Source organism: Dyadobacter sp. CY326, assembly GCF_021390515.1.
Classification (GTDB): Bacteria; Bacteroidota; Bacteroidia; order Cytophagales; family Spirosomataceae; genus Dyadobacter.
On the sequence record NZ_JAJUXI010000009.1, the window covers coordinates 126,113 to 151,666 of the forward strand.

Annotated in this window: 17 protein-coding genes; 13 read left to right on the forward strand and 4 right to left on the reverse strand. The window is 44.1% G+C overall.

The genetic code is table 11. The features are described from left to right. Positions 1-16: 16 nt before the first annotated feature. The gene (locus tag LZG73_RS18695) at positions 17-844 is read right to left on the reverse strand and encodes a 1-acyl-sn-glycerol-3-phosphate acyltransferase (RefSeq protein WP_233853399.1); all 828 of its coding nucleotides are present in this window, start codon (positions 842-844) and stop codon (positions 17-19) included. Between the two features lie 221 nt (positions 845-1,065). On the opposite strand from LZG73_RS18695, the gene LZG73_RS18700 reads away from it, so the two are divergent. The 5 genes from LZG73_RS18700 to LZG73_RS18720 all read left to right on the forward strand — a co-directional run bounded on the left by LZG73_RS18700 (position 1,066) and on the right by LZG73_RS18720 (position 8,803). Beyond that, the gene (locus LZG73_RS18700) at positions 1,066-2,529 is read left to right on the forward strand and encodes a M48 family metalloprotease (protein WP_233853400.1); all 1,464 of its coding nucleotides are present in this window, start codon (positions 1,066-1,068) and stop codon (positions 2,527-2,529) included. A gap of 126 nt (positions 2,530-2,655) precedes the next feature. After that, complete coding sequence (locus LZG73_RS18705) at positions 2,656-3,117, forward strand: MarR family winged helix-turn-helix transcriptional regulator (RefSeq protein WP_233853403.1); 462 nt, start codon at positions 2,656-2,658, stop codon at positions 3,115-3,117. Between the two features lie 83 nt (positions 3,118-3,200). Beyond that, a complete protein-coding gene (locus tag LZG73_RS18710; protein WP_233853404.1) occupies positions 3,201-4,532 on the forward strand; it encodes a TolC family protein in 1,332 nt (443 codons plus the stop codon). A 64-nt stretch (positions 4,533-4,596) separates the two neighbouring features. Continuing rightward, positions 4,597-5,649, forward strand: a complete 1,053-nt coding sequence (locus LZG73_RS18715) for an efflux RND transporter periplasmic adaptor subunit (RefSeq protein WP_233853405.1) — start codon at positions 4,597-4,599, stop codon at positions 5,647-5,649. A gap of 25 nt (positions 5,650-5,674) precedes the next feature. Then, positions 5,675-8,803, forward strand: a complete 3,129-nt coding sequence (locus LZG73_RS18720; protein ID WP_233853407.1) for an efflux RND transporter permease subunit — start codon at positions 5,675-5,677, stop codon at positions 8,801-8,803. A gap of 133 nt (positions 8,804-8,936) precedes the next feature. On the opposite strand, the gene LZG73_RS18725 is transcribed toward LZG73_RS18720, so the two are convergent. Further along, on the reverse strand, positions 8,937-9,290 hold the full coding sequence (locus tag LZG73_RS18725; protein ID WP_310588452.1) for a GIY-YIG nuclease family protein: 354 nt from the start codon (positions 9,288-9,290) through the stop codon (positions 8,937-8,939). 377 nt (positions 9,291-9,667) lie between these two features. On the opposite strand from LZG73_RS18725, the gene LZG73_RS18730 reads away from it, so the two are divergent. The 4 genes from LZG73_RS18730 (at position 9,668) to LZG73_RS18745 (ending at position 13,458) form a co-directional block, all read left to right on the forward strand. Further along, positions 9,668-10,360, forward strand: coding sequence for a hypothetical protein (locus tag LZG73_RS18730; RefSeq protein WP_233853409.1), 693 nt, complete (start codon positions 9,668-9,670; stop codon positions 10,358-10,360). A 341-nt stretch (positions 10,361-10,701) separates the two neighbouring features. Continuing rightward, positions 10,702-11,436 (forward strand): hypothetical protein, encoded by a 735-nt coding sequence (locus LZG73_RS18735; RefSeq protein WP_233853410.1) that lies wholly within the window; start codon positions 10,702-10,704, stop codon positions 11,434-11,436. Positions 11,437-11,807: 371 nt separating this feature from the next. Continuing rightward, entirely contained in the window at positions 11,808-12,074 is a 267-nt protein-coding gene (locus LZG73_RS18740; protein ID WP_233853411.1) for a hypothetical protein, read from the forward strand. A 604-nt stretch (positions 12,075-12,678) separates the two neighbouring features. Beyond that, a complete protein-coding gene (locus tag LZG73_RS18745) occupies positions 12,679-13,458 on the forward strand; it encodes a hypothetical protein (RefSeq protein ID WP_233853412.1) in 780 nt (259 codons plus the stop codon). Positions 13,459-13,505: 47 nt separating this feature from the next. On the opposite strand, the gene LZG73_RS18750 is transcribed toward LZG73_RS18745, so the two are convergent. Next, entirely contained in the window at positions 13,506-15,986 is a 2,481-nt protein-coding gene (locus LZG73_RS18750) for a glutaminase family protein (protein ID WP_233853413.1), read from the reverse strand. A 219-nt stretch (positions 15,987-16,205) separates the two neighbouring features. Then, positions 16,206-18,308, reverse strand: coding sequence for a cytochrome c biogenesis protein CcdA (locus tag LZG73_RS18755; RefSeq protein WP_233853415.1), 2,103 nt, complete (start codon positions 18,306-18,308; stop codon positions 16,206-16,208). A 131-nt stretch (positions 18,309-18,439) separates the two neighbouring features. On the opposite strand from LZG73_RS18755, the gene argB reads away from it, so the two are divergent. The 4 genes from argB (at position 18,440) to LZG73_RS18775 (ending at position 25,370) form a co-directional block, all read left to right on the forward strand. Continuing rightward, positions 18,440-19,225, forward strand: coding sequence for an acetylglutamate kinase (gene argB / locus LZG73_RS18760; protein ID WP_233853416.1), 786 nt, complete (start codon positions 18,440-18,442; stop codon positions 19,223-19,225). A gap of 117 nt (positions 19,226-19,342) precedes the next feature. Beyond that, a complete protein-coding gene (locus tag LZG73_RS18765) occupies positions 19,343-20,671 on the forward strand; it encodes a cytochrome c (protein ID WP_233853418.1) in 1,329 nt (442 codons plus the stop codon). A 26-nt stretch (positions 20,672-20,697) separates the two neighbouring features. Then, positions 20,698-24,060, forward strand: a complete 3,363-nt coding sequence (locus tag LZG73_RS18770) for a VCBS repeat-containing protein (protein ID WP_233853419.1) — start codon at positions 20,698-20,700, stop codon at positions 24,058-24,060. Next, complete coding sequence (locus LZG73_RS18775) at positions 24,057-25,370, forward strand: vanadium-dependent haloperoxidase (RefSeq protein ID WP_233853420.1); 1,314 nt, start codon at positions 24,057-24,059, stop codon at positions 25,368-25,370. The genes LZG73_RS18770 and LZG73_RS18775 overlap by 4 nt, the downstream gene beginning before the upstream one ends. Positions 25,371-25,554 lie beyond the last annotated feature (184 nt).

Genomic DNA, 25,554 nt, shown 5'->3' on the forward strand with positions numbered 1-25,554 from the left:
TTACGGTAAAAGAGGGTTATTCGATTTCAGAAACCGCCGCCAATGCCGATCCTTCTTTCGGAACTTCCTGTTCAATGGCTTTCGTGACGCGCTCGATCATGCTTTCCAAAGATTCATCTGGCAAAAAGTGCATAGGAGCTTTGAAATGGACGGTTAGCTTTGTGTTTCGTTTCTTGAATCGCAAGCCTTTTTTATCAAATGCTCTTCTGAAACCATTGATAACCACCGGAATTACAATGGGTTGATGGTCTTTTATCAAATGTGCCGTGCCCTTGCGAACCGGCGCAAACGGCTTTGTAGTTCCCTGCGGAAAGCTCACAACCCAGCCATGTTTCAAGCCCATTCCGATTTTGTCCTGAGCCGCATTATCCAGTTGCCGCGTCACATTCTCACCGTTTGCGCGCCACGAGCGTTCAATGGTGATGGCGCCGCCAATGCTGAATAATTTAGGAAGAATGCCTTCTTTCATTGTCTCTGATGCAGCAACATAATAACATCTTGCACGCGGTGAAAACAGGTAAAATGGCGGAGATATGGTGTCTTTATAACCCCATTTGGTCGCGCAAAAAATATGGTAAAAAGCAATGACGTCTGCGAAGTAAGTCTGGTGATTGGAGAGGAAAAGCACGCCGTTATCCGGAAGTTCTATCAGCTGATCGCTTCCGATAATTTCAATTTTATTAACAGCCGTGTAACGATAATAAGTGAACCAGCCGATGATGAAAATAATGATTCGTTTAAAAATCAGATAGTTACCAAATGGATCTTGCTCAAAAAGCCCAAAAAAGTCGAATCGCACCAACCAGGAAGGCAGCAGACTAAAAGTGCTTTTTTTGGAATTCATAGTGTAAATGTATTTTCGAATGTCAATATTTTAGGAATGAATCGGATGGACAACTTTCATACCAATTTGGCGTAATTTAGATAATTAGCTTAGCTAATGTAAAAATATTTGGTTTGCACCCGTCACATTGCGCCCGCGACTTGGCATGATTATTTCGTGAAATTCATTACAAAGTTTTAATATGACCAACTCTCTGGTAACTGTCTTCTTTTTATTATTCTATGAAAATTAAATTTCACATTCTCCTCTGCCTTGTCAGTGCAGGGTTGCTATCGGGCTGTTCTAAGAATCCCGTAACCGGTAAAAAGGAAATAATTTTTATGTCGAAGGAAAAGGAAATAGCGCTCGGCGCTGAATCCCACCCCTCGATTGTGGCTACAATGGGCATTTACGACGATAAAAACCTGAATGCGTTCATTAATGAGAAAGGAAAGGCGATGGCAAATATCTCTCACCGGCCTGATTTGCCCTATCAATTCTTCATTGTAGACTCGCCCGTTGTCAACGCTTTTGCTGTGCCTGGCGGTTACGTATACTTTACAAGGGGCATTATGGCGCACTTTAATAATGAAGCAGAATTTGCCGGCGTTTTGGGTCACGAAATCGGTCACATTACGGCAAGACATTCGGCGCGCCAGCAAACATCACAAATTTTCGGTCAGGTGGGGTTAATGGCCGGGATGGTGCTTTCGGAAACGGTCCGCGGGCTCGCTGATCAGACGCAGCAGGCTTTGGGATTGTTGCTTTTGAGTTACAGCCGCGAACATGAGACGGAATCGGATAAAATCGGTGTGGAATATTCGAGCAAGATCGGCTATGATGCGCATCAAATGGCTGATTTCTTTGGCACATTGAAAAAGATCAGTGAGAAAGCCGGACAAACGATCCCGACTTTTCAATCAACCCACCCTGATCCGGGAGGAAGACAAACGAAAGTGGAAAAGCTGGCAACGGAATATCAGAAAGAACATCCAGCAAAATATAATGTAAACCGCGATGCTTATCTGCGCAAAATTGAAGGCATCATTTACGGGACAGACCCGAAACAGGGTTTTGTTGAAAATAACACTTTTTACCATCCCGAACTGAAATTGCAGTTCCCGGTGCCAAGCGGATGGCAGTATGAAAACTCTCCCGCACAATTTCAAATGGCGGCAAAGGACGGAAAGTCAATGATGCTTTTTACCATTGCACCAGGCAAGACATTGGAAGAAGCGGCGCAGGCAACAGTAAAAAATTACGGTTTGCAAGTGTCTGAGAATGAGAAAACAACGATTAACGGCAATCCGGCAATCGTGATGATATCAACCCAGGCTGAACAGACGCAAACTGGCCAGCAAGCTGCTCCAACACAAAACTCAATTCAGGTTGCATCTTGGTTAATCCAGTTTGGCGGCAACATTTATGCATTTCACGGCGTTGCTGCGGCAGCGAATTTTGGTGGAAATGTAAACCAGTTCAAGTCTGTTGCACAAGGCTTTAAGTCCGTAACCGACGGAAATATCCTTAACCGCCAACCCGACCGCATTCGAATTAAAACCGTTCAGCGCGACGGCTCGCTTAAAGATGCGCTTAGAGATAATAACCAGTCTGACAAACAAATGGATGACCTGGCTATCATGAACGGCATGTCGCTGTCGGACAAGGTTACAAAAGGAATGTTGATCAAGACCTTAAGCAAGTAAAAATCATTAGTTGATAACACATTGCCCTGGGCTGCAGCCCAGGGCTTTTTTTGTTTTTCAGCTAAGAAACTATTTCAATAAATATTTGGTTGATATATCAACGTAGTTTACATTTGCACCATGAATATGACACAGCCTAAATTTTTCAACATTAAAGAGGACATGAAGAACTCCCTGCAATTCAAGCTGGGGGTTGTGACTAAAATTGTGTTTAAAAAAATGAATGCGCAATTGGTTCAGGAAGGCATTCCGGTGCTTGCAGAGCAGTTGCCAATCCTCATGGTTGTATATTTTCAGGAACACGTTATGACCCAGCAGGACATTGCCAATGTTTTGCAAAAGGATAAAGCTGGAATTCAGCGTTCTGTGCAAACATTGCATAAAGACGGGTTTCTGAAAATTGAAAGTGACATTGAGGATAAAAGAAAGAATCTGGTAACGCTTACGCCCAGCGGCAAGTTTGTCTGCGAAAGAATCCAGGCATTGGTGATTGCTTTTGACAACCAGGTTATGGAGCATTTTACAGAGGAAGAACGCAAAACCTTTATCGGTTTTTTGGATCGTGTAGTTTCCGTGATTGAGAAATAAAAAAATTTATATAAATAGTTGATATGTCACCAGTAGACGTGTCAACTAAATTTGAGATTAGCCAAATGTTTAATACAAATCAGATGAAAAGGAAATGGATTATCGCAATCCTGATAACGGCAGCAACTTCCATGAGTTCATGGGCGCAGACGAAGCTCAGCCTGAAAGACTGCATTGCTTACGGGATTAAGAACAACGGGAATGTAAAGATTGCGCAGTATAAGGAAAGCATTGCAACGCAGCAGGGCAGGGAAGCGCTGGCTGGTTATTTGCCGCAAGTGGCAGGCAACGGAGCGCTCGATGACAACATTAAGCTGCAATCGACTGTTTTGCCGGGTGCACTTTTTGGCGGGGAAGACAGGCGTGTTGCATTGGGAACGAAATATTCGACAAACGTTTCGGCTCAGGCAGATCAGGTGGTTTATGACCAGGCGCTGCTTGTTGGCATCAAGGCCAATAAACCAAACCTTGAAAACGCAGCATTGAATGCACACAAAACCAAGGAAACGATCATTTTTAATGTGACCGACGCTTATTATCAGGTTTTTGTTACGAGCGCGCAGATCGACCTTTTAAGGGATAACCTTGACAAAACGCAGCAAATATTGGGAACATTGCAGTTGCAGCTTGATAATGGTGTGATTAAAAAAGTGGATTTCGACCGCACGCAAGTGAGTTTGAACAACATTAAATCACAGCTGACACTTGCAGAAAGCAATTTGATTTTGGCTCAAAACCAATTGAAATTTCAAATGGGCATGCCGCTTAACGAACAGCTCGAACTGACGGACAACCCGTTGAACCAGCCATTGAAACTTGTAGAACCAGATCAATTCGACGTTGCCAATCTGACCGACTTCAAAATTCAGAATGTCAATATGCAGCTGCAATCACTGGAAAAAGAGCGAATTAAAGCAGGTTATCTTCCAAAATTGTCGGTTTATGGCCGTTATGGAATGCAGTCGCTGGGGCAGAATTTGGGAGAATCGTGGGGCAACTGGTTCAGCTTCGGCTCAATCGGTGTGAAATTGACCATTCCGATTTTCGATAGTTTCAGAAGAGACGCTCAATACAAACAGGCTGATCTGAATCTTTTGACCCAAAATGAACAGCTCAAACTGAATGTTCAGAATTACGAGCTGCAAAACCACAATGCAACCACGCAGCTACAAAAAGCAAAACTGAACCTTGGAAACGACGAAAGCAATGTGACTTTGGCCAAAGAGGTTTACGATGTGACGACCCTGCAATACAGAGAAGGCACCGTAACATTATCGGACCTGCTAAATGCAGAAACGTCTTATAAAGAAGCGCAAAGCAACTACATCAATTCCATGCTAAGCTACTACCAAGCCAAACTAGGAATCGAACAGTCCCAAGGCAGCCTAAACAACTTTTACACAAATCTCCCTTAACACTTCATAAAAGCATAGGGCAAAATATTCAGTCATTCACTCATTCACTCATTCAACATTAAAAATGAAAAGGAAGATCATCATTATAAGCTCAATACTAGTTATAGGTCTGCTCATCGGCTTCCGCCTGGTAGCGAACAAGTCCAAGATGGACGCAAAGAAAGTAATGCCGGATAACAAAAATGTAACCATTCCGGTAACTGCGGTGGCAGTAAAAGAAGGCAGCACCGATCAGCAGCTGGTTCGCACCGGTAGCCTGATTCCATTCAAAGAAGCCGAGATTATGGCGACTTCGGCGGGCAAGGTTTTGTCGGTTAAATACGACCTCGGAAGCTACGTTTCGCAAGGCGCGACGCTCGTGAAAGTGGATAGCAAGCTAAAAGAGCTTTCACTCCAAGCCACCGAATTGAATATCAACAAATTGAAAAAAGACACAGATCGTTACAACAAGCTTTTGGCAGGAAATGCAGCAACAGAAGTGCAGGTGAACGATACGAAATACAACTACGAAAATGCATTGAACCAGGCTGAGCAGATTAAACAGCAAATCAATGATGCCGTAGTAGCTGCGCCAATCAGCGGCCGCGTGATCAAGAAGAACATTGAGCCGGGTGAGTTTGTAAATGTTGGGACTTCCTTAGGAACGATCCTAGACGTTTCGCGCCTGAAAGTGCAGGTAATGATCTCTGAAAATGATGTTTATAAATTGAAGGAAGGTCAGCACGTGAAAGTAGGTTCAAGCATTTTCCCCGATAAAAAAATCGATGGGACGATCTCCTACATTGCACCACAAGGCGACGAATCGCATAATTATCCGGTAGAAATCGTGATTAAAAATTCAAACCAATTGAGAGCCGGAACATTTGTAAGTGTTGAGTTTAGTCAAAAAAGCAGCCAGAGTGCATTGCTTATTCCGAGGAGTGCATTGGTAGAAAGCGTCCGCAACCCTTATGTATATGCCGTGGAAAATGGTGTTGCAAAAAGACGTAACATTCAGGTTGGTCGCGAGTTGGGCGACAATGTGGAAGTTTTGGGAGGTTTGAAATCAGGCGAAACGGTGATTACAACCGGGCAGATCAACCTGAGCGACGGGGCTGCGGTTCATGTTACAAAATAGTTTTCATCAGTAAACAAGACAAGAAATGTCAATCACCGAAGTAGCAGTAAAAAGACCGCTCTTCATCATAGTAGTATTCACGGTGTTGATACTATTTGGTGTGATCAGCTATAAACAATTGTCCTACAACTTGTTACCCAAGTTTGAGGCCAATGTAGTGAGTGTAATGACGACTTACCGCGGCGCCGCTGCGGATGAGGTCGAAACCAACGTTACCAAACATATTGAGGACGCCGTTTCGGCGATCGAAGGTTTGGACCAGATCAATTCAACTTCTCAGGAAGGTGTTTCTTCTGTAATCATTCAGTTAAAACAAGGTATCAGCGTCGATTTGGCGCAGCAGGAAGCGCAGCGTAAAGTAGAGCAGGTAATTTCATTGCTGCCCGACGATGCTGACCGTCCAGTTATTAATAAATTTTCAACCGATGAAATCCCGGTTTTGAGAATGGGAGTGACTGCAAATATGTCTCCGTCATCACTTTACGATTTGATTGATGATAAGCTGAAACCACAACTTTCGAACGTAACCGGAGTAGGTCAGGTAACGATCATTGGTGGCACGGAGCGCCAGATTCAGGTGAATATCAGTCAGGATAAATTGAAGGCATATCGCTTGTCGATCGCGCAGGTTTCTGCTGCGATTAACAATGCAAATACTTCATACCCAGCCGGTCAGGTGAAAACCCAGGAAGATCAGCTTTCCATTCGTTTTGATGCAAAGCTGACAACTGTTGAAAATTTAAGAAATGTAATTGTTGGTCGTAACACTTCTGGCGGACAGGTTTTCCTGAAAGACATTGCCGAAGTATTTGACGGCACAGCAGATGCAACTGCGGTTAACCACATTAATGGTCGCCCGTCGGTGGCTTTGCAAATTCAAAAACAATCCGACGCCAATGCAGTGGACGTGAGTAAGTTGACACGTGAGCGTCTGACGACTTTGGAAAAACAATATGCTTCGTCAGGACTGAAATTCAACATTGCATCGGATCAATCCATTTACACATTAGCCTCGGCCGATGCGGTGGTTTTTGACCTTGGACTTGCGGTTTTGATCGTATCCATTGTCATGTTAATGTTCCTCCACAGCTTCCGGAGCTCGATGTTCATTTTGGTCGCATTGCCTTCTTCGATGATCCCGACATTTATTTTGATGAGTGTACTCGGTTTCTCGCTGAACCTGATGACGTTAATGGCGCTTTCGCTGGTGGTTGGTATCCTGGTCGATGACTCGATTGTGGTTTTGGAAAACATCAACCGCCACATGGAAATGGGCAAAAGCAGGTGGCAAGCCGCATTGGACGGACGTGCAGAAATCGGGTTTACAGCCCTCGCGATTACATTGGTAGACGTCGTGGTTTTCGTGCCGCTCGCAATGACTTCCGGTTTGATCGGTAACATTCTGAGAGAGTTCTCCCTCGTGGTCGTGTTCTCTACATTGATGAGTTTGTTCGTCTCCTTTACATTAACGCCGCTTTTGGCTTCGCGTTTTGGTAAGATTGAGGTTTTGGATAAAAATTCTCTGTGGGGCAGGCTGAACCTGGGTTTTGAAAGGTTTTTGGACAATATCAAAAACGAGTACGGCAGAATGCTGACCTGGACACTGGGTCATAAAAGATATGTTTTCATACTTGCAATCGCATTGATCGTTGGTTCAATCGCATTGGTTCCGGGAGGTTTTATCGGAGCAGCATTTATGCAGCAAAGTGACCGCGGCGAGCTGAATGTGTCACTCGAACTAGCACCAACAGCATCCGTTTACCAAACCAATCAGGTTGCGCAACGCGTTGAGAAAATGCTTTTGGCAAGAAAAGAAGTGACCAAAGTATTTACCAATGTGGGTTATAGCAGCACCGGTTTAGGAACTACATCAAGCGGTAACATTGCCGACTTAACTGTTCAATTGGTCGACAAAGCAGAACGCCCGATGTCGGCAGAAGATTTTGGAACGCAAATTCAAAAAGAGATTTTGCAAATTCCTGGCGTAAAAGTGACGGTAGCACCAACTTCTATCACCGGTAATGCCAATCAGGCGCCGATCCAGGTGGCTGTAAAAGGAACCGACATGGCGACAATCCGTAAAACGGCTGCGCAAGTGAAAGAAGTTGTAGCGTCGATCCCGGGAACAGCTAACGTCGATTATTCGGTGGATGATCCGAAACCGGAAGTTGGTGTGCAGCTCGATCGTGAGAAAATGTCACAATTGGGCATCAATGCAGCAGAAGTGGGAGCAGCATTACAAACTGCATTCCGCGGCGACGACCGTTCGAAATTTAAGGAAAATGGCAAGGAATACGACATTATGGTCACATTGGACCAATTCAACCGTTCCAGTGCCGACGATATCCGCCACCTGAGTTTTGTAAACAGCGCAGGTCAAGCATTCGAATTATCCCAGTTCGCGACGATCAAAGAAGGAATGGGTGAAAGCGTTCTGCAGCGTATCGACCGTCTGTCGTCCATCACCATTAACTCCCAAGTAATTGGCCGTCCATCCGGTTCTATCGGAGCCGACATCCAGACCAAAATGGCTAGTGTAAAACTACCAGAAGGTGTATTCATCGAATACCGCGGTGACCTGAAAAACCAGGCCGACGCATTCGGAAGTCTGGGCTGGGCGCTCGTACTCGGTATCGTGCTCATTTACCTGATCATGGTCGCGCTTTACGAAAGTACCATTTATCCATTCGTGGTATTGTTCTCAATCCCGGTCGCATTGGTCGGCGCATTAACCGCATTGGCTTTGACAATGGAAAGCTTAACGATCTTCTCCATCGTGGGTATGATCATGCTGCTCGGACTAGTAGCGAAAAACGCGATCCTGATCGTCGATTTCACCAACCAATTAAAAGAGGAAGGTCACGCATTGAAAGACGCACTAATCGAAGCCGGAAAAGAACGTCTCCGCCCAATCCTAATGACCACCATCGCCATGATCGCCGGTATGTTACCCATCGCATTAGCCTCCGGCGACGGAGCCGAAGTGAAAAATGGCATGGCCTGGGTAATCATCGGTGGTCTGACAAGTTCATTGCTGCTGACAATCTTCCTGGTTCCAAGTGTTTATTATCTTGTGGATAAAGTAAAAGAGCGCTTCGCGGGCCGTAAAGCCAGGAAGCAGCAGAAGAGGGAAGAGTTGGTTTTGGAAGGGTGATGATGTAGCGCTTCTTGCCAGCAAGGCACCAGAGCGTTCCCATCCCTGTCAGCCTGAGCGGAGTCGAAGGCACGTTGCCAAGGAGTAGCGTGCCTTAGACTCCGCTCAGGCTGAACTTTCTTCAATCCAGAGCCTAGTAGTTCTCATCGGCGTTTTTATTCCTTGAATGCGTCTGATTCTGACATTCTGCCAAAGGCTTCAGTTCATTCCATTTCCTATGAATAATCGCGTCCTTCTTCTTCCTACTCCAACCTTTCACCTGCTTCTCAAAAGCAATTGCATCATTGATATATCTAAACTTACAAGAAAACACCAACTCCACAGGCCTTCGACTGTAAGTGTAACACGTTAAATTAACCCCCGAAGTGTGCTCCTCAAATCGCCGTTCCAAGCAATTTGTAACGCCTGTATAGTAACTCTCATCTGAGCATTGGAGAATATAGACATAGTAAATTTTCATGTTTGCAGCGTGTTTAGATTTTTCCATCTTAGACGCTGACTTTGCTTGGAGGTCACACTAAACCTTTAACGACTTCGATCCAACCAATTTTCCACGACTTTTTACTCCATTCCAAACGTTGGATGCTCTGCAAATCCATAGAAATAAATCGTATCCATATTAATTAGCTAGCAACATTGTAGAACGTTTTGAAAGAAAACAATGGTGGCTAAATAAAGATAAGTTGAAGCAGAGATTGGTAATAATTACAATTCAAAAATTACAATGACATCTTAAAATGGCTCTTCTTACCGGCGAATAATTGAGGCCGTCCGTTTGCCTATTCTTTAAGCTTCTTTCAAAACAGAAAGTGGTGTTTTGTAACCTGTAACAAAACAAATGTTTAACTACAAACAAAGTAAAAAATGAATTTAATAAAACAATTACCACTTGGTCTCGGCTTGGCCTGTTTCATGTTCATGAGCAGCTGCTCGAAGGAGGAGGCGGTGACACCGGGGTCGGCTGTTACGAATGAAAGTTCGAATTTAAGGCAGGGTGGGCCAGTTTTCGTCCCTATATATCACTTTCCGTCTACTAATGGCCCAACTTGTGTAGGTTGTATGCCTGGGAAATGGCATTTAGGTAAAACGAAGCTTGATGCCACTTCCAGTTTGACAGCGTATGCCGGTAATCCATCTAAAAAGTGGGTTCAACCATTGCCAACGCCGTCAACAGGCTCTGGGTCTATTGTTACTATGGTTGGTGAAAAGTCTTATTATGGTTACGTTTCAGCGAATGCAGAAAACTTGATACCGGGCAAGAAATACAAACTTACCTTTAGTATATCCAGAACTGCCCTAAATGAAGCTAATGGTACAGGCCCATATGCTGCCACAGCTGATTTGCATGTAAGAGATGTGAATAGTAATAATATAATAACAGAAAAAGTAATTGATTTCAATGGAAAAAAGAATGAATGGGTTACTGAAACTATTGAATTTATAGCAACATTCCATAAGCAAGAATTCGATTTCCACAGCGAAAATCCACAAGGAGAAAGTAAATTAACTTATACAAACATTCATGTTGGCGAAAACGCGGTTCAACAACTAAATTAGACAATTTATAATATTTTCATTTCAACAAAAGAGTCCACTTCAATTGAGGCGGATTCTTTTGTTAAAATGATTTACAGGGCATTAAATTTACTGTTTCGAAGAATTTGTTAGAAAAAGGGATATAATTTTTTTGCTAAATCTCCGATTATACCAAGCTAAATTGAATCTGACACTAGTAATAGTTGCTGATAAAAAATTACTATGGCCAACGATAATTCTTCCTTTTACCGGGGAATAATCAATGCCCGCCTCGCACTCATTGCAATGACCTCATTCATGACTTTAACATTTCTTTTGTAGTCAGTAACAGCAATAAATGTTTCACTACAAAAACAGTAAAAATGAATTTAGTAAAAAAATTACCAATCGGCCTGGGCTTGGCCTGTTTAATGATGATGAGCAGCTGCTCGAAGGAAGATGCAGCGGTGAGTCCTAGCTCACCACAGGCAAGTGAGCAAATGTACTCAAGCCACAAAGGAGTGACATATGTATTTCCTTTCTTTTCGCCAACAATTGGTGCGACTGGAAAAGGCTCATATCCGGCTGGGTGGGGAAATCTTTCTGAGGATGATAAACTTGGGTTTCCTGCTGGAACGTCTAGCCTAACTAATTTGTGGGGAGAAAGTGCATTGCCTTGGGAGAAACCATTGCCTGCCATTCCCTCTGCTCCTAACGCAAATTCAGTGGTTACAACTTACAACATTACCGAATCAGTGTTACATGATTTCCAAAATCACTCAGTAGCGGGAACCACAATCAAAAACCTGGTGGCAGGTAAAAAGTATGCAATTACATTTTACGCTTCAACCACTAAATTAAAAGGCCCGTCCCAATCCGTTCAAGATTATGCTTCAGGGATTCAGGTTAGGTTGTTCGCCGGTGCTAATAAAATCTTACAAACAGAAATCAATTTTACGGGAAAGGCCGAATGGGTTGCAAAAACCATAAATTTCGTTGCGTCAGGTGACGAAATAACTTTTAAATTCAATCCAACATCGAGCAGTCAATTTACTGAAACTTACGCTCACTTGTTTGTTGACCACAATTCAATTAAGGAGCTGAAATTTAACCTATAAATAGGTTTGGATTCAAGAATTAAAAGGGCAGCCGAAACATCGAAGCTGTCCTTTTTCAATTTTACTCGTACAAAATTCATAGGACCTTCATTTAATCGAAAACATTTCAACATTTCAAACAAGGCAAAAAAAGCATTGAAAAGGAAACCAGGAACTACGCAATCATTACTGTACGGACTTTGCAATTTCTCCCGGATTTCTCCGAATTACCGACAAATAACCTTACCCCTCCACTTATTCATTTTTGAACCAGTCATCTGTTGCTAAAAAGCTTGTTTTGAAGTCAATACAAAGCAAATGTTTAATCAAAAAAATAGAACAAAATGAATTAAATACAAAAATTACCAATCGGCTTGGGTCTAACCTGGCTAATGATGATGAGCAGCCTCTCGAAGGAAGATGCGCAAACTCCGGAGCCGGTGATAGGTGAAAGGACGGATGCGAGCATGCAGGGAATTCCACCTATCCTTACTCCCGTTGCAGCAAGCATTCCAGCAACTTATGGTCTAACAGGTTCAAATGTTTATCCGGCTGGCTGGCAAAGAGGCCCTATTTGTTCAAGTGATTTGGCTTTATTGCCCACTGGTACTTCAAGCTTGACACATTTGTTTGGAAATCCAGGGCTGCCTTTGGAGTAGCCGCTACCACCAATTCAAAATGTGCCTAATGCAAAGTTTGTCCTTACGTTGAGCACTTATGCGAAGGGCGGTTGGTCGGTAGATCAATTACCAGAAAAAAAACGATCTGGTGTGGAAGCCAAAATTAAAGGTCTGAAGCCAGGTAAATATTATACAATTGATTTGTACGTTGCGAGCACCGAGATATCCGAGCCGCCTTTGGTTTTTCTACTCAGATCACTTCCACCCCGCCAAAAAAAACTTCATCCAATAATCCCTATAACGGGCCGAGCCATAAACCCAACCGACTTTCTGTCCACGGTTTGATGCCAGCCTAAAAGCGGAATAGTGTAAAAAATTCCTAGGCAGTAAGCGTAGTCTCATCAATTGACTATGATCCATTAAACATGTAATAACTAAAACCGAACGGCTAAGCATCAATATAAATCGAAGCCGAAGCTAGTACTAATTACAATTCGTGAATTACTATTTCTTACGAAAAAAGCTATTTAACCGGGGAATAATTGACACCGTCCTTGCGCTCAATGGTTAGGGATTATGGACTTTATAAAATCTTGTTTTGTAGCCAGTAACAAAACAAATGTTTAACTAAAAAACAAGAAAAATGAATTTAGTACAAAAATTGCCGATTGGCTTAGGCCTGGCCTGCTTAATGATGATGAGCAGTTGCTCGAAGGAGGATGTCCAGACTCCGGCGCCTGCGAAAAGTGAAAGGTCGGATGCGAATATGCGCGACGAGGGTGGTTTTATAAAAGTATTCCCCATTTTTAATTCAACTTTTGGCCAGCTGGGATGTAATATTCATCCAAATGGCTGGTCGAGAAGTGGAAACGCTTCTAGTAATGCAGTCGGATATCCCACAGGAAATTCCAGTTTAGCCTATTTATTTGGAAACCCCGCATGGCCTTGGGAAAAAGCCCTTCCGTCAATTCCTGGCGCACTTGATGCTAACAATTCAATTCTCACGGTTAGCACAAGCACTAAAATAAATGTCATTGATTTTGAAGCTACGGCGGGGAAACGGTCAGCCGTCGAAACGAAAATCAAAAACCTTAAACCAGGTAAACTGTATAAGGTAACTTTTTGGGCCACAACTACTGTCAGCAAGGTTAAGCAAAATAATAAAATACAAGCGTATGCACATGCTCTTTCCTTAGATTGGATCTACCCTGATGGTAAAGAAAACGCATTAGTTCTTAGCTTGAATTCAAACAATGCTGCTCTGTGGAAAACTTACTCGATCACCTTCGAAGCAAAACATTCAGAACAAGTTTTAACATTTACAGCGTTTACGAAAAACGAGGGCGAGTTCGCATATGCTCATTTATTTGTTGACCATAATTCCATTAAAGAAGTTGAGAGTCCTTCATATCCAAATCCTTAAAAATGAATGGTGGCCTGCTCTCTAGGCCACCATTCTAAGAACTCACCTCACTTCCACTTCTCCCCCAAAACCTTCATCCAATAACCCCCAACAACCGACCTCGCCCGAAACCCAACCGACTTCCCATTCACAGTCTCGTGCCAGTCCGAAAGCGGAATGCGGTCTGGGGTTTCCATGGCGTATTTGTAGACGGGTTTAATTAATGCTTCGAAATCCGGTTGGTTGGTGGCTAATGTAGCGGTCCAGATGATCCAGTCAGATTTGGTGTAGGTTTTACGGCTGTCGAGAGGAAGGCCGAAGGGTTTTTGTTTGGTGAGGTAATATTTGATTTCTTTTTCAGCGACGGTTTTTGGGAAGACGTTAAGTTTAAGAAGTTCATCCCAAACAATGTTGTATTTCTGGCTCCACGAATCTTTGTTGTCAAATGTGAGTGCGTAATGATCGCCGCTGTCGGCTAGTTCCATCCACTTCTTGGCAAAATCTTTGACTAATGCGTTTACTTCTGCGGCTTCCTTAGTGTCACCAAGCTGCTCGGCCATTTTTGCGTAAGAAGCTAAACCCATAATTGCCTTGATTGACAAGTTTGCATTGCGGGCAAGGTGGCCAGCAAAGTCGTCGGTGCAAAGCTGATTGGCGGGGTCGAAACCTTCCTTTTTGAGATAATTAGCCCAGGTTGTGAGCGTTGTCCAATGCTTTTTGGCGAAGTCAATGTTGTTTTCGGCTTTGCAAATCGCGTATGTCAGCGTCAGCATGTTTCCGGATTCTTCGACTGGCATATCCTCACCGTAAGTCTGACCATTAGCCAGCGGATAAGTGCCCACGTCATGTGCCGCGAAAGGTTTGGTCCATTTGCCACTTTCTGAATAATAGAAAATCGGTTCCATCATTCCTTTCAACAATGTTGGATTATACAGCAGGAAGAGCGGCGCAGAAGGATAAGTAATGTCCACAGTTCCGATGGAGCCATTACTGAAATTTTCTTTGGATAAAAACAAAGGCGTGCCCGAAGGCTGGGCAACGAGTTTGTGCGCAGAAATGGCCTGACGGTAAGCCAAAACGCAGAGTTCCGCATATTGTTTTCCACCAGCTTTCAATGCATCCTGATAAATCATTTCATCCGTCGCCTCGCAGTCTGTCAGGATTTTGGAAAAATCATTTTCCGCATTTTTAAGCTCATTTTGAATCGTATTTTTCCCATCCTTATTCCACCACGGCCGCAGATTTTCGCCAAAATACTGAACCGAATATCCATCATCATAACCGAGCATTACGTGCATGGAAAGGCTTTGAGCGCCTACTTTATCCGCAAGCACGATCGCAATGGATTTGGCATCCGCATGGGCAGCAGTTGTCTGATTCGCATTGATGGAGCCGCTTTTTGAAAACGACTTTATAATTTCCTCGGGCGTGCCCATTCCAGAACCTTTGACTTTCGTCGCAGCGGCGGCCAAATAAGCATTTCCCCAATCGATGCGGACATCATCGCCTTTTCTACCCAGCAATTTTTGCTCCCTATTTTCGAGCGAAAGCATGAGTAAGCCGTTCTGTATTTCACTCTTGCCAGCCACTTGCTGACCTGCATCATTCACCGCCCAAAGTCCCGAAACCGAATTTAATATTTCAACCTGATGCGTTTTCCCATCTGTTGAAACCAACTCATAAACAACATAATTAACCGGACGGGACACCATGTCAAGATCTTTCAAAATCAATGGCGCTACAAAGCTGGCTTTAAGCCGAACCGGCCCCGCTTCGAAGCTGTAAATGGTTTGCGTAGCCGTCATTTTCAAGCTGGTTTGCTTGGCAACTTGAATGACATCATCACCTTTCGGAGCGATTTCATCTGCCAGGCCAATGTCAATGTAACCCGGACCAGCGCCATTTTTGCAATAAGCAGCAAGGATATTTTTTCCTTTTTTCAACGCCTTCCGAGCAGAGGCACTGATGGGTTTGAATTCGTAATCACCTGTAAAACAAGGCGCGCAGTCGTATGCGGGGACGCCGTTGATATAAACTGCTACGTCGTCATCATGAAAAATATTCAATGTTGCTTTCTCAAAATCAGCGGCTGTCAATGTGAATTCACGGCGATACCAAACTTCATTTGCAAACTCAGTTCCACCTTTTAGCATGGCGTCGTTGCGGTCATGCGTGCCAAATGGGGCAGGGGCCTGTTTCCATGTGCTGATATTGTAACCTTCCTTAAACCACCAGTTTGGGTCGGGTTTTACGGTTGTAAATTTGGCAGTATACGCAGCTTGCTTGGCTGTTGGTAGAATCGTTTTCATCGTCGGCGTCGGTGCGCCCATAAAGCGATAGGTTTTGCCATCCACGCGGATTAAGCCGTCCATTGGTTGCGGCTTGCCGGTCCAATGCTTAGTTATAGAGCCATTTAAGTCATTGCCGAAAGACCACACGCTTGTGTAAGGATCAATGGTTATTAAAGGAGCCGCGGGTGGGCGGAAGGTTTGGGCAAAAGTTGTGAGCGAAAAACAGAATAACAGCAAAAAAGACCAAAGCTTAGTCATGAAACATTAAGATTTTAGGAAAGGATTAATTAAAGTTGGTAGCACGAAATGATGAAACGAGTGTTTGGGGAGCGTTTCCGTCATCTGAAGATGACGGGTATGAACTTCGTTGTTTTTGATCGTTTTTGACGGGAATTGATCCTGATCGGTTTATGACCGTTTGCTTTAGCTGACGGTTAATAGCGAGGGCGGGCGAGTACTATCGATAGCCGTACGCGGTTACTTCCCAACAAAAGCCGCCTTCCCGCTATCCAGAAACGCCACAAAATTGGCAGGATTCAGGTCATAGTTCTTAGGCTTCACAAGCAAATTCCCATCGTGATCAACCAGGCAGTAATGCGGCTGTGCATTGTTATTATATTTCACGATTTGTAAATCAGCATTTTGTGCGCCGATGGTTTTTTTGACTTTGTTGTCGTATTTGGAAGTATACCAAGCTGATTCGGGCAATTCTGTTTTGTCATCTACATAAAGCGCAACGATCACATAATCATTTCTAAGTCGTTGCTGTACAGCCGGATCCACCCAAACTCTGGCTTCCATTTCGCGGCAATTTACGCAGCCGTGGCCGGTGAAGTCGATGAAAACTGGTTTGTTAACCTTTTTAGCATAAGCTAACGCATCTTTGTAATCGAAAAAACCTTCCAGTTCGTGCGGTAAGTGGAAAAGGTCGGCATATTTGCGGGTTTCACCGGGTGCAATGTTGGACGCGACGCCCGCAGTTCTTTTGTTAAGATCAAAATCCAGTGTGGATTGCGGAGGAAGATAGCCAGCCAATGCTTTCAATGGCGCGCCCCACATGCCAGGGATCATGTAAACGACGAATGTGAAGGTGACAATCGATAAAAGTAATCTTGGAACACTCACTTTTTCCAGCGGTGAATCGTGCGGTGTCCTGATTTTGCCCAATAAATAAAACCCTAACAATCCAAAAATCACGATCCAGAATGCAAGGTAAATTTCCCGGTCCAGCAAACGCCAGTGGTAAACCTGATCGGCGATGCTGAAAAATTTCAATGCTAATGCAAGCTCTAAAAAGCCTAAAACGACTTTCACCGTATTCAGCCAGCCGCCGGATTTGGGTAAAGATTTCAACCATTGCGGAAACAATGCAAACAATGTAAACGGGATCGCAAATGCAGCCGAAAATGACGCCATGCCAATAATCGGTTTCACGACTTCACCACCCGCTGAGGCAACTAATAAGCTTCCAACAATCGGCCCGGTGCAGGAAAATGACACGAGAACCAATGTAAATGCCATGAAGAAAACGCCCGCATAACCGCCTTGATCAGCCTTTTGATCCATTTTATTTACAAAACCACTCGGCAAAACGATTTCAAACAATCCCAAAAAAGACAATCCGAAAACAAAGAAAATGGCGAAGAAAAGCAGGTTAGGAATCCAGTGCGTGCTCAGGAAATTAGCGAATGCAGGGCCGTTTAACCTGGAAACTACTGTGCCTATTAATGTGTAAATCAAAACAATGGAAACGCCATATAACAATGCTTTGAATTTTCCTTTCTCCTGATTCGTGAAGTAACTCACCGTCATGGGAATGATCGGGAAAACGCAGGGAGTGAGCAATGCAACCAGGCCGGATAGGAATGCAGCAAGTGCAAAGCCCCACAGCGATTTGTCAGCAGCAGGATCTTCTGAACTTAATGTTTGGGACAATGTTGCGGCAGCTTCGGCTTTTGCAGCGGTGTCGGAATCGCCTGCATTGATGGTGAAAGATGTGTCGGCAAGCTTATCGGTTGGCGTTGCTGTGGCTACTGATGATGAGTCAGTTGCTGTGGTTACGGCTCCTACTTTCGGTTGTGCATCATCAGTTGCTGCGCCGGCAACGACTTTCAAACCTTTGAATTCAAAGTCGTCATCGCCCGGAATGCATAGGCCGGTTACGTGGCTGCAAGTTTGATATTCAGATGCTCCTTTAATGATCGGATTATCTGCAAGAACTTTGATAGTTTGTTTAAAAACGCCTTTTCCTTCAAAATAACGAACCTTACCATTCCAGACTTCCTCAAATTTCTCTTTCGGATTCTGTGGTTTCAGCTTTCCTACAACTTCAAATGTGTTGTTTTTTTCAAAATTGAAGGTCGTTAACATGGGACCCAGATCCGGATCAAAATCACTGGAATAGATATACCAATCTTTGTCAACAATGGCCGTGAAAATCAAATCGACGGTTTCACCCTTTTTTACTTCCGGCTTGGAAAATGTGTAAGTCCAATGTGCTTTTGCTTTTTGCAGTTGGGAAAAAACAGATTGCGTGAAAAAGAGGCAAAGAACAAGGGAAAAAAGAAGGCGGCGTTTCATATATGTTAAATTCTGCTTTGCTAAGTCAACGTAATTTTGCCAAAAAAATTCATCTAAGAAAATTCCACTCCCAACGCGGCTTGTTTCTGCTAACTTTGCCGGCTCAAATTCAGCCTAAAAACCCCAATACAATGTCTCAGACTCTTTATGTCGTAAAAATCGGCGGCAACGTCATTGACAACCCCAAAGCCTGTGCGCGTTTCCTAAGCGATTTTGCCCAACTGGATGCTCCCAAGATTCTCGTTCACGGCGGAGGAAAAGTGGCAACGCAGATCGCCGCCAAATTGCAGATCGAAACGCAAATGGTTGAAGGCCGCAGGATTACGGATAAGGCCATGTTGGACGTTGTGACAATGGTTTATGGCGGGTTGGTGAACAAAAACCTAGTTGCACAATTGCAGGCTTCAAACTGCAACGCCATCGGCCTTACCGGCGCTGACGGCGGCATCATACGTTCGGTGAAAAGGCCGGTCAAAACCATTGATTATGGCTTTGTAGGAGACATTGAAGCAGTAAATGCAAGGCAAATAAATGCATTGCTAAGCAGCGACCTCATCCCTGTCATCGCTCCACTCACGTACAGCGCGGAAGGCTTATTATTAAACACAAACGCCGACACCATGGCCTCTGCAACAGCCGTCGCCATGGCTGAAATGTTTGAAGTAAATCTCATTTATTGTTTCGAAAAAAAAGGCGTCCTATCCGATCCTGACGATGATAGTGCTGTCATCTCATCGCTTAATCCAGCTTCCTATGCCGACTATAAGTCATCGGGAGTGATTAACAAAGGCATGATCCCAAAATTAGAAAGCGCATTTGAAGCATTGAATGATGGTGTAAAGCAAGTTACGATTTGCCATGCGGATGATTTGCTGGAAGCGGCGAGGTCGGCGGCTGGGACGGTGATTGCATTGTAATGTAAATCCAGGAATCCAATTCCTAGATTTACAGAAAGTCAGCTTATAGCCTTTCTTAAATTATTTTAAAATTAACTTTTCATTACTAAATTGCATGAGTTAAACCCACTCATAACCATGCCGTTCCGAGAAGGCCTTTTTTTTGTGCTTTTGTTGTTGTGCGATTTTTGTGCAGGCCAGGTTCCGGAGTTTTATAAGGACGTCCAGCCCATTATTCATGCCAACTGCGTGCCTTGCCACCGGACGGGCGAAGCGGCTCCATTTCCATTGATTACTTTTGAGGACGTTAGTAAGCGGTCCAAGTTTATCAAACAGGTGGTAAGTTCGCGCTATATGCCGCCGTGGAAAGCGGATAATCATTTCAATTCTTTTGCGAATGATCGCTCGCTGAGCGACAAAGACATTAAAACCATCGTCGGTTGGATTGATGGCGGGACACCGAAGGGCAAGCAAAATCTGAAAGCTGAGCAAGATTTGCAGGCAAGGGTAAATGCGGGAACGGCGTATAAACGCAAGCCGGATGTGTCGCTTCGCATTAAGGAGCCGTTTATTGTGAAAGGTGATGCGTCGGAGAGATTTGTGATGTTCAAAATCCCGTTCGAGCTGGCGGCTGAGGGCAATGTGGAGGCTGTTGAATTTACTTCAAATAATAAAAAACTTATTCACCACGCCAATTTCGCTATTCACCCAGTGCCGGATGCAACGATCGATTTGAACAACACGGTCGATCTTGTGGATTTAAGCGGTCCTTCCGGCGACAAATATTATGATTGGATCAAGTATAAAAAGCAAATGACTTACTATGGCGGCTGGATTCCCGGAACCACCGTCGAAACCTATCCCGAAGACATGGGCTGGGTGATGCCAAAACGCGGCGTCGTGCTCGTAACCGTGCATTTTGGGCCGTCATCTGTGGATGCGGAAAGCATTGATGGGGTAAATGTTTTCTTCAAAAAAACGCCTATTAAGCGGAAAGTAAAGGTCATTAGCCTGGGCTCGGGCGGGATCGGGGAGAAGGACATTAGTCCGCCGTTTATGATTTTTGCGAATGAGGTCAAAAGCTTCCGGTTACGCATTGCCAATAACCAGCCGGACGTTTCGCTGTTGTATGCCTGGCCGCATATGCATTATTTGGGCAAGGAGTTCAAAGCTTATGCGACGACTGCCGCAGGCGACACGATAAAACTTGTGCATGTGCCTGCGTGGGACTTTCGTTGGCAGGAAATTTACAAATACAAACAGCCTTTATTGTTGCCAAAAGGAGCCATTGTGCATGTAGAAGGCACTTATGACAACACAGCAGCCAATCCGGCTAACCCGCACAGCCCGCCGGAACTGGTCATGTCAACGGGAAATATGCGGAGCGACCAGGAAATGATGACTTTGATTTTAATGTATGTGGAGCGCGAGGCCGGGGATGAAAATTTGGTTTTCAAATGGAATTAATTATTTGACAGGGTAAACATTGATACATGGGTAAACTTTACGTTTTTCTCATTCTTGTAATTTCCCTCCTCGGTGCTTCCAGGCCGAGCCGCTCTCAGGCCCTCTTCACTTTGTTGTCACCAAAAGACACAAAAGTCAATTTTATTAATAAAATTGAAGAGAACGATTCCCTGCACATTTTCCGCTATGAATATCTCTATAATGGAAATGGCATTGGAATCGGTGATTTCAACAATGACGGCGCGCCGGACCTCTTCATTTCCGGAAATACGGTTCCTAATAAGTTGTATATCAATAAGTTGGCAAATGGGAAAATCAGTTTTGAAGACATTAGTAAGAAAGCAAAAGTCGAAGGCAACGGAACTTGGGCAACAGGTGTAAGCGTGGCGGATGTAAATGGCGATGGGCTGCTGGACATTTATGTTTGTCACTCGGGTTTTTTTCGAAAGCTTTCCGACCGTAATAATGAGCTTTTTGTCAATCAGGGAATCAAAAATGGTGTTCCGGTTTTTAAAGAAATGGCCGTTGAAGTTGGCTTAAATGCAATTGGTTCGCAATCGACGCAAGCTGCTTTTTTTGATTATGACAAAGATGGTGACCTGGATATGTTCCTTTTAAACCATTCCAATCACACGGTTAACCCATTCCTGAACACGCGTCAAATGCGCGCGACGCCCAATCCTTATTATGGCAACAGGCTTTTTGAGAACATTAGCGACAATGGAAAGCTGAAATTCAAAGACATTACGCAAAAGGCAGGCATCATTAATAATGCTTTGAACTTCGGTCTGAGCGTGATTGTGGCCGACATCAATCAGGACGGCTGGCCGGATTTGTACACCACGAGTGATTACACAGAAGTGGATTGTTATTACGTCAACAACAAGAACGGCACATTCACAGAATCTCTGAAAAAGTCATTTACGCACGTTTCCAAATTCTCCATGGGCGCCGATGTAAGTGATTTTAACAATGACGGAAAACCCGACGTGCTCACGCTGGACATGCTTCCGGAAGACAATCACCGTCAAAAACTGCTCAAAGGCCCCGACGTTTACGACCAATATCATCTGCTCCTCGACAGCGGTTACTATCACCAAAATATGCGCAACATGCTGCATCTGAACCGTGGAACGGATGCAGAAGGCAATGTCCGATTCAGTGAAATAGGCCAAATGGCAGGCGTTTCCAACACGGATTGGAGCTGGGCGGGCTTAATGGCCGATCTGGATAATGATGGTTGGAAAGATCTGCTCATTACGAACGGTTATTTACGTGATTTTACCAACATGGATTTCCTCAAATACACTGTCGCAGACGAGCAAATGAAAGAAGTGGGTAAAGGAAACCTGAATTTCAAGACTTACAGCCTGGTTCAAAAAATGCCTTCCAATAAGCTGAAAAACTATCTATTCAGAAATACGGCTGATGCATCCAAGCAATTTGCATTTGAAGATGTTTCCAAAAAGTGGGGTTTCAATGAAGATGCCGTTTCGAATGCGGCCGCTTATGCCGATTTTGACGGCGATGGCGATCTGGACATTGTGATTTCAAACATTAATGAACCCGTTTCTATTTATCAAAACAATAGCGAGCAGAAAGGTTTGACAATCAAGCTCTCAGGCTCAGGGAAAAACACGCAGGCTTTTGGAAGTAAGGTCTGGGTTTATACTAATGGCACCATGCAATACGCCGAGCTTTATCCGGTGCGCGGTTACCAGGCAACTGTAACGACGGATCTACATTTTGGTTTAGGAAAAAATGCAAAAATTGATTCTGTAAAAGTCGTTTGGCCTTCTGGAAAAGCGACAATGCTAATTAACCCAACTGAAAAAATCATTGCTTTAAAGGAGGTCGATGCGCAAGAGGAGGGGATTACAGGGGAGGCCGTCACGAAAACGCTAATGCAGAAAATCAGTGCAGAAAGCATTGGCATTGATTTCATCCATCACGAGAACGAGTTTGTCGATTTCAAGGTCGAGGTGCTTTTGCCTTATCAATTGTCCAAGCTGGGTCCTGCGGTGGCAAAGGCCGATGTCAATGGTGATGATTTGGAAGATCTGTTTTTTGGCGGCGCATCAAACCAGTTCAGCGTGCTTTATTTGCAGAAAGCGGATGGGAAATTTGAAGGCTCGGCCGCGCAACCTTGGCGGCAAAATGTGGCTTGTGAGGAAGTGAATGCATTATTTTTCGATGCGGACAAAGACGGCGATCCGGATTTGTACATTGTCAGCGGCGGCAACGAGTTTGAAGATCAAGCGCCGGAATATCGAGATCATTTGTATCTCAATGACGGAAAAGGTAATTTCCATGAGGAGGTTTTGGCATTGCCTTCCATGAAAAACCCTAAGCAATGTGCAGTAAGCGCAGACATCGACGGCGACGGCGATTTGGACCTTTTTGTAGGCGGAAGGGCAGTTCCGGGATCATTTCCCATGGCGGCAAGAAGTTATATTTTAAGAAATGACAGTCAGGGCAACAATGTAAAATTTACGGATGTTACGAATGATTGGTCAAAAGATCTGCTGAATCCAGGCATGGTAACAGGAGCACTTTTTGAAGATTTAAATGGGGACAAAAAGCCTGATTTAATGCTGGTAGGCGATTGGATGGCCGTTAATGTTTATGAAAACAAAGGAAACGCATTTGAAAAGCAGTCTCCAAAGGAACTGGAAAATACAGACGGGATGTGGGCAGCGATTGTGCCAGTTGATCTAGATAATGATGGGGATATGGACTTCGTTTTAGGAAATGGCGGGTTGAATAGTCAGTACAAAGCATCGCCTGAAAAGCCTGTTACCATCTATTTTGATGATTTTGACAAAAATGGCGTCGTCGATCCAGTTTGTACATATTATATAGGAGACAAAAGTTACCCCATGTTTTCGCGAGATGAAATGCTGGATCAAATGCCTGCATTGAAACGAAAATACACGAATTACGCACTTTATGCGGATGCAACGATTGACGATATTTTTGGAAAAGAAGCCGTTGAGAACAGCAAGAAGGTTTATTGCAAACAATTGGCGAGCATAATCCTGGAAAATAAAGGAAACTTCAAATTTCAACTGCACGAACTTCCCGAAGAAGCACAGATTTCGAGAGTAAGCGCCATTATTCCGCTTAAAATGGATGCGGACAACAAAACCGACTTGCTGCTAGCCGGTAACTTTTCGTGCTATCGTGTACAGCTTGGACCTTGCGACGCATCTGTTGGTGTAGCCTTGCGGCAGGTTGCACCATTCAAGTTTGAAGTTGTTGATCCGATGCAATCCGGATTTTGGGCATCGGGCGAAATCAGAAATGCAGTGCAGTTAAACGATATGCGTATAGTACTATCCGTTAACGATGCAGAGCCAGTTGTATTTGAGCAAACCGGAAAGAGATGAGCGTAAGATTGACATGGGGTGTGTTGGTAACATTGCTTTTCGGACATCATTTATCAAGTTTTGCAACCGTGTCAGGTCCTTCTCCAAGGCTGTTGCACCGAGCGGAAAAAAACCTCACCCGTGCCATTGTGCATGATATTTTTTCGCCACCCGTTGCAAGCCGCATTTATCTTTACGCCAATGTCGCCGCCTACGAAACCCTCATTATGCGCGACAACAACTATCGAACGCTGCACGGACAAATTAACGGTTTTCCGAATGTTACTAGCGTGAAAAAAGATACGAAAGTTAACTATGAACTCGCGGCCGTTTACGCATTTTTCAGAACAGGTGGAAGGCTGGTTTTTTCCGAACATTTGCTCTTAGACAGCATTAAGGTCATTTTAGATGACTTTCAGGAAAAAGACACGTTGGTTTACAGCAACTCTTTAAGGCTTGGGCAAGCCGTCAGCGACAGCATTTTGACCTGGTCTGCAAAGGATAATTATGCATTAACCAGAGCAAAGCGGCGTTACACTTACAGCAAGCAAAAAGGAAAATGGACGCCCACGCCACCCGGATTTATCGATGCCGTGGAGCCATATTGGAGTCAGATCCGCCCGGTTAGCCTGGATTCTGCGGCCCAGTTTAAGCCCATTCCTCCGCCGGTTTTCAGCACAGATACAGCAAGTTTATTTATGAAAGAGGTGCGAGAAGTTTACAATGTTACCAAACGATTAAGCAAAGAAGAAATCCTGGTCGCGAGCTTTTGGGATTGCAATCCGTTTTATCTTAACACGCAAGGTCACCTTAATTTTGCAACAAAAAAGCTCTCGCCCGGCGGACATTGGATATCCATCGCAGGGCAAGCAACGGAAAGCAAAAACACGAACTGGACCGAGACAACAGCCACTTACATGCTTACGTCAATGGCCCTTTTTGACGGATTTATAAGTTGCTGGGACGAAAAATATAGAAGTCAGTTCATCCGCCCCGAAACGGTTATCAATGCGTATATCGACGAAAATTGGCGCCCTATGCTGCAAACGCCCCCCTTTCCGGAATATACAAGCGGGCACAGCGTCATTTCCACAGCTGCTGCCGTTGTGCTCACCGCAATATTGGGAGAGAACTTTGCGTTTGAAGACCATACCGAAACAGATTACGGCCTGCCGGTCAGGAATTTCAAATCTTTCAGGGATGCTTGCGACGAAGCGGCTATCAGTCGCTTATACGGAGGAATACATTACAGGTCTGCCATCGTGAACGGACAGGTGCAGGGCGAGCGGATTGGGCAGCATTTACTTTCCAAAATAAAGGTCAAACGTTAAGATCGCCAAACAGTCTACTTAGTTTGTATGTTTATTATTAATATTTTTTAATAAATGTTATGTTTTTGTTAATATTTATATTTATTTTGAAACATCAATACTTATGTTGTTTTAAAACAGATCAGTAATTCTTAAAACGTCTTTTTTGAAATGCCTGAGTATCGGATTTAATCCACCTTTATTA

Bases quoted from the DNA above. Each gene is read 5' to 3' on its own strand.
- LZG73_RS18710 (WP_233853404.1), top strand. From the start codon at position 3,201: ATGAAAAGGAAATGGATTATCGCAATCCTGATAACGGCAGCAACTTCC.
- argB (WP_233853416.1), top strand. From the start codon at position 18,440: ATGTCTCAGACTCTTTATGTCGTAAAAATCGGCGGCAACGTCATTGAC.
- LZG73_RS18745 (WP_233853412.1), top strand. From the start codon at position 12,679: ATGAATTTAGTACAAAAATTGCCGATTGGCTTAGGCCTGGCCTGCTTA.
- LZG73_RS18720 (WP_233853407.1), top strand. From the start codon at position 5,675: ATGTCAATCACCGAAGTAGCAGTAAAAAGACCGCTCTTCATCATAGTA.
- LZG73_RS18715 (WP_233853405.1), top strand. From the start codon at position 4,597: ATGAAAAGGAAGATCATCATTATAAGCTCAATACTAGTTATAGGTCTG.
- LZG73_RS18695 (WP_233853399.1), bottom strand. From the start codon at position 844: ATGAATTCCAAAAAAAGCACTTTTAGTCTGCTGCCTTCCTGGTTGGTG.
- LZG73_RS18755 (WP_233853415.1), bottom strand. From the start codon at position 18,308: ATGAAACGCCGCCTTCTTTTTTCCCTTGTTCTTTGCCTCTTTTTCACG.
- LZG73_RS18725 (WP_310588452.1), bottom strand. From the start codon at position 9,290: ATGGAAAAATCTAAACACGCTGCAAACATGAAAATTTACTATGTCTAT.
- LZG73_RS18705 (WP_233853403.1), top strand. From the start codon at position 2,656: ATGACACAGCCTAAATTTTTCAACATTAAAGAGGACATGAAGAACTCC.
- LZG73_RS18765 (WP_233853418.1), top strand. From the start codon at position 19,343: ATGCCGTTCCGAGAAGGCCTTTTTTTTGTGCTTTTGTTGTTGTGCGAT.
- LZG73_RS18770 (WP_233853419.1), top strand. From the start codon at position 20,698: ATGGGTAAACTTTACGTTTTTCTCATTCTTGTAATTTCCCTCCTCGGT.
- LZG73_RS18775 (WP_233853420.1), top strand. From the start codon at position 24,057: ATGAGCGTAAGATTGACATGGGGTGTGTTGGTAACATTGCTTTTCGGA.
- LZG73_RS18735 (WP_233853410.1), top strand. From the start codon at position 10,702: ATGAATTTAGTAAAAAAATTACCAATCGGCCTGGGCTTGGCCTGTTTA.
- LZG73_RS18750 (WP_233853413.1), bottom strand. From the start codon at position 15,986: ATGACTAAGCTTTGGTCTTTTTTGCTGTTATTCTGTTTTTCGCTCACA.
- LZG73_RS18730 (WP_233853409.1), top strand. From the start codon at position 9,668: ATGAATTTAATAAAACAATTACCACTTGGTCTCGGCTTGGCCTGTTTC.
- LZG73_RS18740 (WP_233853411.1), top strand. From the start codon at position 11,808: ATGATGATGAGCAGCCTCTCGAAGGAAGATGCGCAAACTCCGGAGCCG.
- LZG73_RS18700 (WP_233853400.1), top strand. From the start codon at position 1,066: ATGAAAATTAAATTTCACATTCTCCTCTGCCTTGTCAGTGCAGGGTTG.